The sequence below is a fragment of the [Clostridium] hylemonae DSM 15053 genome (assembly GCF_008281175.1).
Classification (GTDB): Bacteria; Bacillota; Clostridia; order Lachnospirales; family Lachnospiraceae; genus Extibacter; species Extibacter hylemonae.
Genome location: NZ_CP036524.1, coordinates 332,034 through 345,806, shown reverse-complemented (window position 1 = coordinate 345,806; position 13,773 = coordinate 332,034). Strand labels below are relative to the sequence as shown.

Genomic DNA, 13,773 nt, shown 5'->3' with positions numbered 1-13,773 from the left:
CCGATTCCGGCTCTTTCTGCGGTTACGGCTTCCCGCCTGACGCAGCGCCCATAAACCACTTCTGTGCACCTGTCCGCTTCGCCGTCCACCGCCAATCTTTCAAAAACACTACATCTCAAATTCTCACTTAATGGAAATAATGCGCCCCGATCTGCATTCCAGACCCACCCTGGTCAAAATAGAGGCAGTCCCCTATCGGGTTAGCTCCCGCAAGCGCATCTGCGGCGGCCGCTCTTGCCGTGTCAGTGTACCCGCCGGAAGACAGTACCTGATCGAGCCAGCCTGTCACGGCCGGACCGAACTGTCCTGACTGGTAGATGACGTCACGGATGGAATTAGGGAAGATTCCGCTTCTCACCCGGTTCATTACGACCGCACCTACGGCAACCTGTCCGTCATACGGCTGATTTCCCGCCTCGCAGAATATGATCGCCGCCAGAAGGTCCTGGTCTGACTGGCTCGCTGAAACTGCCCTTTGCTGCGCTGCCTGAGCCGCCTCCTGGGCAGCTTTTTCCTGAGCGGCCTTTTCCTGGGCTGCTTTCTCCTGCGCCGCCTTCTCCTGGGCTGCTTTTTCTTCTGCTATTCTTTTTTCTTCCGCGATCCTCTTTTCTTCTGCGATCCGTTTTTCTTCTGCTATTTTCTGCTGTTCTTCTATTATCTTCTGGGTTGTCTCTTTCATGTCCATAAGACAGGATGCGTATTTATCTGCATTTGCATCCGCCGTTACCGGCAAAGCCTCCGGTTCACCCGCCGCCGCTTCGCTGGAATACCCTGCGGTAAACAGCGACGTGACAGTTAACAATGTTACGAGAAGCCCCACATGTTTTTTAGATTTCATAAATTTATACCCTCCTGAAAATAACAATATTTTAAAATTGTTTTAATTAATTATATTCAGATATTTTCTATTTATTACAATTGTTACATATTTGTTACGATTTTATTCAAAAAAATAAAGCTTATTTAAAAAGCTTTTGTTATTTTTCTCGAAAAATATGTTATTTTGATCGCGCCGGACAGCAAAGTGCGTAGAATTCCGAACGAATTCTACGCACTATTTTTTTCGCCGCTTATTCTGTTATTCTCCTATGACCGGCAGAGTAAACCACACTGTAGTTCCTTTCCCCATATCACTTTGTATATCAATTTTCCCGCCGTGATTCTCTATGATCTCTCTGCAGATGGCAAGACCGAGCCCTGTGCCGCTCTCATCCCCGCGGCAGAACCGGTCAAAGATATGGGGCAGGATCTCCGGCGATATACCGTCGCCGGTATCGGCTACCTCCAGGCGTAGGCGCCCTGACTCCCGGCGAAGACTCACTGTGATCACTCCGTCCCTCGTATGTCTGCCGGCATTCGCCAGCAAGTTTATGACCACCTGCGCCAGCTGGTCGGCGTTGCCGTTCACCGCAGGCAGGCCGGATTCGATCTCCACCGACAGGCGGCTGCCCTGCTTTTCAGCCAGCGCCTTATATGTACGGGCAGTTTCCTCCGTCAGTTTTGCAAGGGACACCACGGTGTCCTGCGCGCCCTTATCCCGCATCCGGTTCAGATTCACAAGACCGTTTACGAGCTTGGCAAGACGCCTGCCCTCCGCCGCGATGGCATCCAGGTCTACACCCGTCTCCTCGTCTATGGCTCCGGCCCGTATGTTCCTGGCCGCAAATTCGGCGTTGGCTACCATGACTGTCAACGGTGTTTTCATTTCATGGGAAAGATCTGTATAGAATTCGCCTTTCAGGCGGGCCAGCTCCTCCGCCGCCGCCTTCTCCGCCGCCATACGCTCCTCCCGCTCTCTGGCCATGCGCACTTCCCGCATGGTGCCGAAGAACATTGCCGTCATGGCAAACAGCACAAACACAGCGATCGCCACCTCCGATATGGCAAAACGCAGGGCAGGCAGCAGAAAAACATCCCGATGATAGCACATGTCCCAAACGGCCGCAAACACCAGAAAAGCAAATCCTGACAGCACGGCAGCCTGTTCCGCGGCCGGCCGCCGCCATCGCAGAATGAGCCGCACAAAAAAATACAGGGCAATGACTCCCAGCAGCACGACTCGCCATACTGCTGTGTAGGATATCAGCAGCGTGGAAGCGAACACATCCAGTACGGCAACTGCCCCGCACAAGATACTGGCAGCCAGTGAAAACCATTTTTGCAGCACACCTGGGAAGATCAGGTATAAAAGCCACACGAGCAGAATGCCGCTCAGCGGCATCGTCAGGTATTCAAGCCGGAACAAAACCACCCACGGCAGCTTCGGCAGTATCACATCGAGCAGCCGCTGCCCGGTAACTCCGGTGCGCACAAACCACGTAAGGCAAAACAAAGCAAACAGCAGATTCGGTTTGTAGTTCCTCATCATCAGATATAAGATCAAGTGGACGACAAACAGCACAAGGTACACACCCATTAATATGACTTCCGGCCAAAGATTCCGGGAAATATACTGGTCGATCTGTTCCGGCGTGCCGATATAAAAATGTCCGTAGGACCCGCCGTCCTTATGAATGAAATTGGACGCCTGCTGCACTATGACGATCTCACCGTTTTCATCCGGCGACACAGGCAGCACAAAGAACTTCACGCCTGGCCTGGCTGATTCACGGCTGTCTCCCGGCGCGCCTGCCTCAAAGAGCAATTCACCGTTTACATACATGCGGCTTGCGAAGTCCACGCTGTACCCGCAGATGAGATAGCTGCCGCTCGGTATTATCAGACGCATCCGGCTGGTAGCATATTGAGTCTCATCCCCCGGCTGTCCTGCCTGTATGTCGCCGCGCCGCGAAAATTCCTCCGGGGAAAGCAGCGCATCCGGCACATACTCCACATCGCCGTCAAGCCTGACTGCCGACTGTTCAAAACCGGCGGCAGCCAAGTCCCATGTCCCGGCTTTTGAATCGATCGTGCGGACCTCATCCACGCGCGGCTTGACGCTCCACACTGCCAACAGCAAAACTGCAATGAACGGCAGGACTGCCATGAGGATCCACTTTTCTCTTTTATCTGCCATAACGCCGACTCCTTACATTAAATATAATTTTTTATATTATATCAGCTTATGGCAGGAATAGAAACCGTTTCAGTCATCAACGCTCTAATATATGTCCGTCCGTCGATATCACGACGACATGCCACGGTATAAATTTACCGCTTTCCTTAAGAGCTGATGCCGCGGCATGTTCGATCCCTCCACAGCAAGGCACTTCCATCCTTACAATGGTCAGACTCCTGACATCGTTCTCTCTTATGATCTCAGCCAGTTTCTCACTGTAATCAGTGTCGTCCAGTTTGGGGCAGCCGATGAGCGTCACCTTGCCCCGTATAAATTCCTGATGGAAGTTTCCGTATGCGTATGCCGTACAGTCTGCTGCTATAAGCAAGTCGGCGCCGTCAAAGTAAGGTGCGTTTACAGGCGCTAATTTTATCTGCACCGGCCACTGCCGAAGCATGGAATGCACTGCCGGCGCCTGACAGGCTGTCCCGGAGGACGGCTCTCTTACGATCTGCCCGGAATGGCTGCCCGGACAGCCGCACGGCAGTGTCCCATCCTTTTCATTGGTTTTCTTCCTTTTATTCCTCCGGACAGCTTCCTCATCATATGCCGCCGCTTCCCGCTCTACAAAGGTAATGGCCCCTGCAGGGCAGGCTGGCAGACAGTCTCCCAGGCCGTCGCAGTAATCGTCCCGCAGCAGTTTCGCCTTGCCGTTCTCCATTTTGATAGCTTCCTCGTGACAGGCCTTTGCGCACAGCCCGCACCCGTTGCATTTTTCTTCATCGATCTGTATGATCCTACGTACCATATTCTTGTCCTCCTTAAGGTAACTTTCCTCGTTCAGTATAATACAATCATATGGTTCTGTATGTTGTATTTACAACATATTTTAAAAAATGCTGTTAACTTATTATCCCGTCCCGCACGGTTATGATGCGGCCGCTGCTCTTTGCCGCTTCCGGGGAGTGTGTCACCATAATGATCGTCTGTCCGCTTGTGCGGTTGATCTCTTCCAGCAGCCGCATAATATCCGCCCCCGTCCTGCTGTCCAGATTCCCGGTCGGTTCGTCCGCAAAGAGTATCTCAGGACTGCCGATCAGCGCGCGCGCTATGGCCGTCCTCTGCTGCTGTCCGCCCGACAGCTGGCGCGGCGTATGCTTTCTCCTGTCCGACAGTCCGACCACTTGAAGAATGTGAGCAAGCTGATCTCTATAGTCACGCATTTTCTTACCGTCCAGCAGAAGCGGAAGCATAATATTTTCCTCTACATTCAGATTCGGGATCAGGTTATAAAACTGAAATACAAACCCTGTCTTCTGCCTCCGCATTCTGCTCATATCTGCGTCGTTAAAGCGACTGATGTCTGTTCCATTGATGTATACCGAACCTTCCGTCGGTGTATCAAGGCCTCCCAGTATATAGAGCAGTGTACTCTTTCCCGAACCCGACTGCCCCATGACTGAGACAAATTCCCCATGCATTACTTTCAGCGATATCCCCTTTAATACCTTGGATACTGTGTCTCCGACTATAAAATCCTTTGTAATATTTCTGCCCTCGACAGCGGCAGTGCCGTCATACTCCTTCATATACAGACCTCCTGAATGTCTATTCAAATTTAATTACTTCCACAAGCTTCATACGGCAGCTTTTAAAGATAGGCGCGGCGGTTCCTGCCACGGTGATCGCGATCCCCATTGCTCCGGCCGCCAGAAAAGTAACCATGTCTAACTCCGGCTTTACAGATATCTTCGGCCCTGCCACAATAAATATCGTCTGTATCTCCAAATACGACACAAATATGGCGGTCACCGCACCTGCGGATCCGGAAGTAAATCCTTCGATCAGCATCATTTTTACATTTTGTCTGTTGCTCAGACCCGCCGACTTATACATGGCTATCGTTCTTCGCCTCTGCATATAATTGATCAGCAGATTATTGACGATGCCCACCGCGGCCATCAGCAATATGAAATAAGTCATACTGTGCATCGGCTCCAGAAATGCACCTACCGTGCGGGCTGCGTCTGAATTAAACTCTTCCACCGTACGGCTCCAGTTCGGCGTCTCTCCAAAGAGACCTCGGATCTGAACCATCACTGCATCCGGGTCTGCCGCCGTATACGCGAGAAAATTATAGGCATCCGCCCCAAAATCCCGCACCGCACACGAGGAAGGTATGACCGCCTCTACATCCGTAGCTCTCGACCTGAAGCTGCCTTCGATCCTGTAATCAGCGCTGAACGTTCCGTCTGACAGTGAAATGGTATCTCCTGTCTTCAGTTTAGCTTCCTTCATGTACGCTTCACTCATGAGCAGCGCCCTGCCGCCCTGTTTAAAGGCGGACACTGCGTTCTGTTTCATGGAACTGTCCGTATAACGCAGGGCAAACATGGAACTGTATCTCTCCAGATCATCCGCAGCTTCAAAACGGGAAAACGTATACCCTTCTGCCTGAACCTTGTCTTCCAGCACGCGGACCGGCAGTACCTTTTCCACTCCTTCCATCTTCCTGACCTGTTCCACAAAGTCCTCATCCATGTAACCGTCGGCAAACCCTTCCAGCTCGGCGCCCTGAAAGACGTCGCTTATATAAGAAGTCACAAAGCTCCCCACAACACTGATGGAGATCACGGCGGAGATGCTGATGAACAGCAGTGTGATATTCTGCGTGATATTCTTATTGTCCCTCATATTACGCGCCGCCAGTATTCCCTCATTATGAAAAATAACTCCGTAAAGACGTTCCAGATATTTCGCCGCAAGATCCGTAAGTGACGGAATGATGAGAAGCGCCGCCGTTATTAGGCCAAGCAGAGATATCCCGCCTGCTAGATACAGAAGCCCTTCCGGAGCAACGCGGGGAAGTATGACTGAGACGGCAGCTAGCACAACAGCCATACCAACGGCATAACGCGCCGGTCTTCCCTGTTCCTCCACCGTGCCGAGGACCACGTCTTTTACCGGCAGACGGCCCGCGCGGCGCACAGGAATCCACGCACTGAGGACGGAAACTGTCATTGCGGCTGCAAATGAAAGGACGATTCCAGGCAGTGTGATCACGGCGGGAATCTCTATCCCCTCTGTCAGCTCCTTCCCCATTCCGTGCAATATTGCCTTAAGGACCGCTATCCCCGCAGGAATACCGACGAGCCCTCCTGCCAGTCCATACACAATACTCTCTGCCAGAAGAATTGCCGTCACCGTCTTTTCCTCCGCCCCGATACTGCGGAATGTTCCGACCGTCGGAAGCCGTTCCAGCGTGATCACTTTATAACTGCTGAATATGATAAACACACTCATCGTCAGCGAAAAAAAGCTGATCAGAAAGAATGGCATGGACTTCTGCCTTGCGTCGGCCGTGATCTGAGCTTCATCTACGGTCTCCGACACATGATACTGTTGTTGCGGCAGTATGTTCTCCAGACAGGACTTAAGTTCTGCAGCCGTAACCCCTTCAGACGGCTCAAGCAGTATATCGCTGTACTTCTGCGGCGGCTGCACGACCGCCGTCAGGGCGGCCAGCGGAACGAGAGCCGTGGCTCCCCTCGTCTGTCTTAAAAACAGCGTATCATACGCCGCGATACCATACACTTCAAAAGAGACTGGCCTTTTGCCGATCTGAAGCGTAACCGTGTCGCCTTTTTTTATCCCGAACTTGGAGGTAAACCGCTCCGGAAGAATAATCTGATTTCCGGAAAAACCGGTTATTTCTTTTCCATCTGCCATGCGCGGCTTGTTGATGCGGTTCAGCTGTTCGAGATCCGCCGCCACTAAATCAACGGATTCGTAATACCCGTCTTCACTGTACAGCGCAGAACTCTTTAATATGCCCGCCGCAGCCTTTACCTCCGGCAGTTTGGGGATTGTACTGTCGTCCAGTCCGGCCCGGCTGTCTGCGGCCGTCACAGAGACGGATGCAGCCCCGGTCATTCCCCGCGCCATTTTCTTCTGCGCACTTTCATACGATGTCCCGATGGAGACAGAGACAAACAAAAGGGCGGAGGAAAGAAGGATCGTAAGCGCCATCACGGCTGTGCGCACCTTCCTCTCTTTCATGTTTGTAAGAATGTATTTTATTATGATCTTCAAAACGCACCTTCTTTCTTTTCTGCCATAGAAAAAGCCGGCAGTTATCATAATGAAATGATACTCTGCCGGCCTTAATCTATCCTGTACGCAGCCTTAATTAACCTTAAATGTAATGCTTATTTCCGTCCCTTCGTCCGGGGCGCTGTGCACATCTACCGCACCTCCGTGACTCTCTATGATGTTCTTTGTTATGGCAAGACCGAGACCTGTCCCTTCCGGTTTTTTGTCTGTATCCGTTCCCCTGTAATAGCGGCGGAACATTCTGTCTGCCTCCTCAGCGGTCATTCCCTTCCCATTGTCTGATACAGTGACTTGTATCTCGTTTTTAAAAACAGCTGCGCCTACCGTGATTTGGGCATCTCTGCCTCCGTGGATAAGGGCGTTTACTATGAGATTATTAAACGCCCGCCTGAACAGTGTCCTGTCAAAAGAAAAAAATATGTCCTCCCGGCTGCTCTGTATTTGAATACTTCGCTCTTCGTACTCCGGAGTATTCAGTATATCAATTACCGTCTCCTTCAAAAAACGGACCAGATCCATACGTTTCCGCTCCAGCGGAACCGTCCCGCTTTCCAGCTGGTATGTCAGCTTCAGGTCATCCAGCAGCTGCTCCATATAAGAGACATTTTTCAGTATTATTTCCGCGTAGCGCCTGTACTGCTCTTCTGCCCCCGCGCCGCCTTCCTCCTGCATGATCTCCGCATATCCCTTCACCGGTGACAGGGGCGTCTTCAAGTCATGTGTGATATTGGCGATCCATTCCCTGCGCATTGTATCCGTCTGCTCTCTCAGCCGGTCACTGCTTCTGATCTCAGCGTCCAGCACGTTCAGGCTGTCATATATGTCGCTGAAAGTCCCCTTTCCCTGTACCGGCATATACGCGCGGAGCGCGATCGCCTTTACTGCATCCGTCACCCGCCCCATCGTCCGTGTCATGCAGAAGCCATACACGATACCGGAAAGAAATATGAGCAGAAGCATTAAGCCGCCAAGCCAGAAAGCGATCGTCCGGCCGCGTATAAGATGTTCTCCGTTCAGCTGCATGGTAAGCCTGTTGACCGCTGTCGGAAAGTGTACGATGTAAGTGCAATTACTGTCCGCAGCCACACCGATCAGCGATGCTGTCTTTCTGTCCGCCAGATGCCCGGCTCTCTCCACTTCCAGAAGTCCGGCAGAAGAATAGCCGGACGGAACCTGTTCCGGCTTCCTGAAACTGAACTGCTCCTCACCGGCCGCGTCCAGTATCTGAATTCCCAGTTCTTCTTTTTGCAGCAATTCAAGACCTGCCTGCGTAACGCGCGGTTTTCCGTCAATGAATACGATCTGTTTTTCAAATTCTTGCGTAAAGCTCTCCGGCCAGTCACTTCTGACGATAGTCCCGTCTGCTTTTCGGACTGTGATCAGCATAAAAAAGAGCACAGAAGCTGTTATCAGTATGCAAAGCAGTGACAGCAGAAATATAAAATATATATGCAGACTTGTGCGGTACCCGGATCTTTTCATCTAATCATTCCTTTTCTTCAGCTTATAGCCCAACCCCTTAACCGTGACAAGCAACTCCGGTTCAGAAGGGTTGTCTTCTATCTTCTCCCGTATATGGCGTATGTGGACCATGATCGTATTGTCACAGATACTGCTGTATTCTCCCCAGACCTGCTCATACAGACGTTCTTTGCTTATGATCCTGCCGGCGTTTTCGGCCATATACGACAAAAGAAGGAATTCCCGTCCGGTCAGTTCAATTTCTTCTCCGTTTTTACATACGCGGCAGCTCTCGCTGTCTATCGTCAAACCGCCGGCAGGCAACAGCTTTTCCTGCTGCGGCGGTATACTGTGCTGATACTTCTGCCTGCGCAGCTGTGCTTTTACACGGAACGCAACTTCACGCGGGCTGAACGGCTTTGTAATATAATCGTCTCCTCCGCCCGACAGGCCGAGAATCTTGTCAATATCGTCATCCCTGGAAGACAAAAACAGTATGGAGCAGTAGGAAAATCCACGGATCTGTCTGCATATCTCAAGGCCGTCGATATCGGGGAGCATGATATCGAGTATGATGACATCCGGATGAAATTCCCTGCACATACTCAAAGCTTCCGCCCCTGTGTGTGCTTTTTTTATCTCGTACGCGGCGTCTTTTCTTAATGTCTCTTCCAGCAGATCCACGATATCCTTTTCATCATCCACGAGCAAAATCTTATCCGCCATTGATTATCCCCTCTTTCTGTATGTCAGTAAAAACATACCCTTATGCAGTAAGTAATACAATACAGATATGCTTCGGGGCTGTTACGCTCCGGACTTTTCTTAATTCGGTATTGTTACTATTATAGTAGCATACATATCGAGAATTAACATGTCAATATATTTAGAGAAAAGCTAATGCCACTCCTTTCGTTTAAAAGAGAGCCTGCTTCCAGACTCTCATAGTTTAATCCCTATTTTTATGCTGTTCGTTTCCACATATAGCAAGTAACATAAGGCTGTAAATTATTATGTGATGCATTGCTGCCTGCAAATGCTGTTGATATATCTTCATCTGATATATTTGTCCAGCTTCTGTTTCCTGTTGTCTGGAGGGGTTCATGCCCTGTACCGCCTGTAGAAAAAGTGGTCGCATAACGTTTATTTACAATAGCGTGATTATGATTTGGAAGCTCGTCAATAGTTAACGTATGTTTTTTCATGCCTCCAGTTTTTTCTGCGGCGTTAAATTCTATCTGCCCCTTATCTATTCCAACCGGTACTCTTCCATTTCCCCATGCGACCCATGTTCCACCATATAATTCACTTGGATTTGTCTCGACTGTTTGAATTACTATGCTTCCAACTGGATGCATTAACTGATATAACTTTTGGACCATAGGTGAAATTATTGAAAAATCTGAAAATATCTGATTGATTTTTTCATCAAGTAATTTTCCCTGTCTGGCATCCAAAGCATACCCTTCTTCCATTGTATCAAGGTTATTTGCGATATTCACTGGACCTGCCGGGCCTTGCTCTCCTTTTTCGCCTTTTGGGCCTTGGATTCCTTGTGGACCAACAGCTCCAGTATCTCCCTTAGGGCCAGTGACCGGTACTTGTGTGTCAGTTTCTCCAATAAACCAATTTCCGTTGATTCCGATATGCGGTGTGATCCCCTTCTCTCCTTGCTCTCCTTGTGCTTTTGCGCCGGTATCGGTATCGTTAATATACCAGTTACCATTTTCGCCTACATAAACCTGAAATATAAATTTGTTGGTTGTCATATTTTATTTCCTCCTTATGATTAGATAGCTTTATCTTATCAACATCTGCCAGGACAAAGAGGGACACTCATAAATTTTAATATGCGCGTTGACTGGTCGGGATATTTATGGAAATGTAATCTCCGGCGAGGAGAAAAAATCAACAGATAAGATTAACGCACATTTTAAAACTATGGGCAGATCTATATGACACGGACTATGACATGAATTGAAAAAAACGCCGTAACTACGGCGTTTTTTAAATGGACCTGGCGGGAGTTGAACCCGCGTCCGAAAGCCCCTCCATCGAAGCATCTCCCATCACAGTCATTATATTGACATTCCCTCTGCCGGCCGCCTAATGACAGGCTTCCGGTTTCAGTAGCTTCATAAGTTCTTCCATTCCCTCAAAGCTTTGAGAACGAAGTGCTCCACCCTATTTGAAGCCGGTTACTTAAGCGGTGGAAAACCTAAGGCCGACTGCAGCCTAATTAGGCTGCGTACGCTAATTCTCTATTGTCTGCGTTTATATTTAATTGGAACTTTTAACGTAGTGTCCCGCTACGGATGGCTTCTCCAACTTCCAGACCCCCGTCGAAACCAGTACAAGCCCTGATATTTTGTGTACCTGGTCTGCAGACATCTCTCATGTTGCACTCATTAAACATGAATTGTTCCATAAGTATAGTTAATTATATGTTCAGATATAATAAATGTCAAGGTATAATGATAAAATTTACAGACTCTGCAATACAGAGACTTTGGCCTGTTCATTTGACCAGCATAAAAGATTCAGGATGTCTCTCCATCGTTCTGCTCGTCTGACAATATCCTCCACACTTACAGCCTCTTCCGATACCCCATAGGTGTCTCTCCCACCACTTTTTTAAATATCTTGGCGAAATAATTCTGGTCGGAAAATCCAGTCATCTGCGCCACCTGGGACAGGGAATACTCACCGGATGCAATATAGGCACATGCCTTGCGGATGCGTGCTTCATTCAGATAGTCGTTATAATTCATACCCACTTCTTTTTTGAACAGTTCCGAGAAATAATTTTTATTCAGGAACACCTTGCCGGCTACCTGCTCCAGGCTGATCTTTTCCGTACAGTTCTCTTCTATGTAAAGGATGCTCTTCTCTATGGAAGGAGAATACTTTCTGGGGCTGCTGCCGGTGATCTCGTAGAACTGCTCTATATGTTCTTTCATATATTCCTCCAGTTCTAAAGCTGTCTGGATCTTCATAAGACGCACGATCATCTCCTCGGTTCTGGAGATATTATCCTCTCCTGTGACAGAGACTATATAATTCATAAGATCGTACATGATCCCTGTACAGCCTGCCAGAATGATCTTCGGACTTAAACGTTCTCCATGGCTTTTTCTGATGAACCGCTGCAGCAGTTCTCCCGCCTGTACCGGATGCCGGTTGTCCAATGCATATTTGATCTGATCCTTGTATTTGACCCAACACTGATCAAATCAACGGAAGGCTATTATGACTAATGGATAATAACAGAAGGAAAGAAAACATGAGTGAAGTAAAGACACTGAACTATTTTAAACGGCAGGTTCGAGCCGTCCGCCCCAGAAAATATACCTATGCATGCAACCCCAGCACCGGGGAGATCACAGCCAGAGTTCCCTGCTGTACATAGGATGAGGTGGAAGCTGCCATCGCAGGCGCCAACGCCGCGTATCCCGCTGGGCGGCAACGCCGGTACTGAAACGGGTACAGGTACTCTACAGTCTGCGTGAACTTCTGATCGAGCACATGGACGAGCTTACGATGCTGGTGGCAAAAGAAAACGAAACGGCATGGGAAGAGACCAAAGGGGATGTGCTGAAGGCGAAAGAAGGCACGGAACAGGCCATCTCCGCTTCATCTCTTATGATGGGGGAAAGTCTGATGGACGCTTCCTCCAGCTATGATACGGTGCTGTACCGGGAGCCCCTGGGCGTATTTGCAGGAATCGTTCCCTTTAACTTCCCGGCCATGATCCCCATGAGCTGGATGGCGCCTATGTGTATCGCCTGCGGCAATACCACGGTCATAAAAGCCGCTACCTTCACGCCTCAGACCTGCCTGCGTATCGCCGAGCTCTATCAGGAAGCCGGACTGCCGGACGGCGTCCTGAATATTGTTACCTGCTCCCGAAATAAGTCCGAACTGTTTCTCTATCACCCGGACATAAAAGGAATCAGCTTCGTCGGCTCCACTTCCGTGGGACTTCATATCTATTCAGAGGCTGCTTCTTCCGGCAGACGGCGGCTCCTACTCCATCCGCCCATTTCCGGTAAAGGCATTGAAGGGCTTCGGCGGCGGCGACGGATACGGCAGTGCATTTCTAAGCTGCCTGCTGGACGGGTGCGAGATCATCGACTGTCTGGAACACGGCAGCGCATCGGCTTCCATGCTGGTGGCAAGCCATGGATGTTCTCCGGATATGCCTTCCATGGAAGAACTTGAGGCGTTCATACGAAAAGAAAAAGACACCTACGGGGAAATGATTGCCCGTTGTTCATGAAAGGAGCCGGATATGCTGGACACACTAAGACACATCATACAGATCACAGAAGAACAGGGACACGGCACCGCCGCCTTCAATGTCTTCGGATACGAGGATGCCCGGGCTGTCATTGACGCGGCAGAAGCTCTGGACCGTCCGGTGATCTTGATGACGAATAAGCCTGCACTTGCCCATATGCCGGTACATCTTCTGGGAGGGATGCTGATCCAGATGGCCCGGGAAGCGTCCGTCCCCGTGGGCGTCCATCTGGATCATGCCGACGACCTGGAGGTAATAGAGGCGGCTCTTCAAACAGGGTATTCTTCCGTCATGATCGATGCCTCACAGCTTCCCTTTGAGGAAAATATCTCCCGTACCAAATATGTAGTGGAGATGGCCCGGGACTTTGGGGCCGGCGTAGAGGCAGAGATCGGAGCCGTCGGATACAGCGACGCACCGGATACCTATCAGGCCCGTTACACGCAGCCGGAGGAGGCACAGGAATTTGCCGGACGCACCGGTGTAGACGCGCTGGCTGTAGCCGTGGGCACCGTACACCGGATGCAGACACAGACTGCCAGACTGCAGTTCGGCCTGCTGGAACGGATCCACAAAGCAGTAAACACCCCCCTGGTGATCCGCGGTTCCTCCGGCATCTCTGATGCAGATCTGAAAAAGCTGGTTCTGTGCGGCGTCCGCAAGGTTAATCTGGGCACCACACTTCGGATGGCCTTTGGACAGGAACTGCGCCGGCAGATAGAAGCCGATGAGAAATTGTTCGACCGGATCGTGATGTTTCAAAGCTGCATGACACAGGTCGAAAAAAAAGCAAGACAGAAAATAGAGGTGCTGTAAAGTAATAGGCAAAAAAGCGCATCTCCAGTTACCCGGAGACGCACAAGGACGTAAAATAGGGAGAAGGCAGAACCGGTGTGGCGTA

General features: G+C 50.2%; 10 protein-coding genes, 1 other RNA gene and 2 pseudogenes. 3 read left to right on the top strand and 10 right to left on the bottom strand.

Annotated features, from left to right (window positions below):
- Positions 1–127: 127 nt before the first annotated feature.
- The 10 genes from LAJLEIBI_RS01650 to LAJLEIBI_RS01605 all read right to left on the bottom strand — a co-directional run bounded on the left by LAJLEIBI_RS01650 (position 128) and on the right by LAJLEIBI_RS01605 (position 11,760).
- Positions 128–838 (bottom strand): cell wall hydrolase, encoded by a 711-nt coding sequence (locus LAJLEIBI_RS01650; RefSeq protein ID WP_006444281.1) that lies wholly within the window; start codon positions 836–838, stop codon positions 128–130.
- 240 nt (positions 839–1,078) lie between these two features.
- Positions 1,079–3,016 carry a sensor histidine kinase gene (locus LAJLEIBI_RS01645; RefSeq protein ID WP_006444282.1) on the bottom strand — a complete coding sequence of 646 codons (1,938 nt, stop codon included), beginning with the start codon at positions 3,014–3,016 and terminating at the stop codon, positions 1,079–1,081.
- Between the two features lie 76 nt (positions 3,017–3,092).
- Positions 3,093–3,806, bottom strand: a complete 714-nt coding sequence (locus tag LAJLEIBI_RS01640; protein ID WP_006444283.1) for an ATP-binding protein — start codon at positions 3,804–3,806, stop codon at positions 3,093–3,095.
- A gap of 94 nt (positions 3,807–3,900) precedes the next feature.
- Positions 3,901–4,587 (bottom strand): ABC transporter ATP-binding protein, encoded by a 687-nt coding sequence (locus LAJLEIBI_RS01635; protein ID WP_006444284.1) that lies wholly within the window; start codon positions 4,585–4,587, stop codon positions 3,901–3,903.
- 19 nt (positions 4,588–4,606) lie between these two features.
- On the bottom strand, positions 4,607–7,138 hold the full coding sequence (locus LAJLEIBI_RS01630; protein ID WP_006444285.1) for an ABC transporter permease: 2,532 nt from the start codon (positions 7,136–7,138) through the stop codon (positions 4,607–4,609).
- A 45-nt stretch (positions 7,139–7,183) separates the two neighbouring features.
- Positions 7,184–8,593: a sensor histidine kinase gene (locus LAJLEIBI_RS01625; RefSeq protein WP_006444286.1), complete on the bottom strand. Its 1,410-nt coding sequence runs from the start codon at positions 8,591–8,593 to the stop codon at positions 7,184–7,186.
- On the bottom strand, positions 8,594–9,298 hold the full coding sequence (locus LAJLEIBI_RS01620; protein WP_006444287.1) for a response regulator transcription factor: 705 nt from the start codon (positions 9,296–9,298) through the stop codon (positions 8,594–8,596).
- Between the two features lie 236 nt (positions 9,299–9,534).
- On the bottom strand, positions 9,535–10,341 hold the full coding sequence (locus LAJLEIBI_RS18880) for a phage baseplate protein (RefSeq protein WP_006444288.1): 807 nt from the start codon (positions 10,339–10,341) through the stop codon (positions 9,535–9,537).
- A 240-nt stretch (positions 10,342–10,581) separates the two neighbouring features.
- Positions 10,582–10,933: a transfer-messenger RNA gene (ssrA, locus tag LAJLEIBI_RS01610) on the bottom strand.
- Between the two features lie 227 nt (positions 10,934–11,160).
- Positions 11,161–11,760, bottom strand: a complete 600-nt coding sequence (locus LAJLEIBI_RS01605; protein ID WP_006444289.1) for a helix-turn-helix domain-containing protein — start codon at positions 11,758–11,760, stop codon at positions 11,161–11,163.
- A 286-nt stretch (positions 11,761–12,046) separates the two neighbouring features.
- Here LAJLEIBI_RS01605 and LAJLEIBI_RS19455 point away from each other — a divergent pair.
- The 3 genes and pseudogenes from LAJLEIBI_RS19455 to LAJLEIBI_RS01590 form a co-directional block, all read left to right on the top strand.
- Positions 12,047–12,532 (top strand): annotated as a pseudogene (locus LAJLEIBI_RS19455) (aldehyde dehydrogenase family protein); the annotation flags it as partial.
- A 55-nt stretch (positions 12,533–12,587) separates the two neighbouring features.
- A pseudogene (locus tag LAJLEIBI_RS19450) lies at positions 12,588–12,851 on the top strand (PfkB family carbohydrate kinase); the annotation flags it as partial.
- 12 nt (positions 12,852–12,863) lie between these two features.
- Complete coding sequence (locus LAJLEIBI_RS01590; RefSeq protein ID WP_006444292.1) at positions 12,864–13,688, top strand: class II fructose-bisphosphate aldolase; 825 nt, start codon at positions 12,864–12,866, stop codon at positions 13,686–13,688.
- The last annotated feature ends 85 nt before the right edge of the window (positions 13,689–13,773 follow it).

Bases quoted from the DNA above. Each gene is read 5' to 3' on its own strand.
- LAJLEIBI_RS01650 (WP_006444281.1), bottom strand. From the start codon at position 838: ATGAAATCTAAAAAACATGTGGGGCTTCTCGTAACATTGTTAACTGTC.
- LAJLEIBI_RS01645 (WP_006444282.1), bottom strand. From the start codon at position 3,016: ATGGCAGATAAAAGAGAAAAGTGGATCCTCATGGCAGTCCTGCCGTTC.
- LAJLEIBI_RS01640 (WP_006444283.1), bottom strand. From the start codon at position 3,806: ATGGTACGTAGGATCATACAGATCGATGAAGAAAAATGCAACGGGTGC.
- LAJLEIBI_RS01635 (WP_006444284.1), bottom strand. From the start codon at position 4,587: ATGAAGGAGTATGACGGCACTGCCGCTGTCGAGGGCAGAAATATTACA.
- LAJLEIBI_RS01630 (WP_006444285.1), bottom strand. From the start codon at position 7,138: ATGATAACTGCCGGCTTTTTCTATGGCAGAAAAGAAAGAAGGTGCGTT.
- LAJLEIBI_RS01625 (WP_006444286.1), bottom strand. From the start codon at position 8,593: ATGAAAAGATCCGGGTACCGCACAAGTCTGCATATATATTTTATATTT.
- LAJLEIBI_RS01620 (WP_006444287.1), bottom strand. From the start codon at position 9,298: ATGGCGGATAAGATTTTGCTCGTGGATGATGAAAAGGATATCGTGGAT.
- LAJLEIBI_RS18880 (WP_006444288.1), bottom strand. From the start codon at position 10,341: ATGACAACCAACAAATTTATATTTCAGGTTTATGTAGGCGAAAATGGT.
- LAJLEIBI_RS01590 (WP_006444292.1), top strand. From the start codon at position 12,864: ATGCTGGACACACTAAGACACATCATACAGATCACAGAAGAACAGGGA.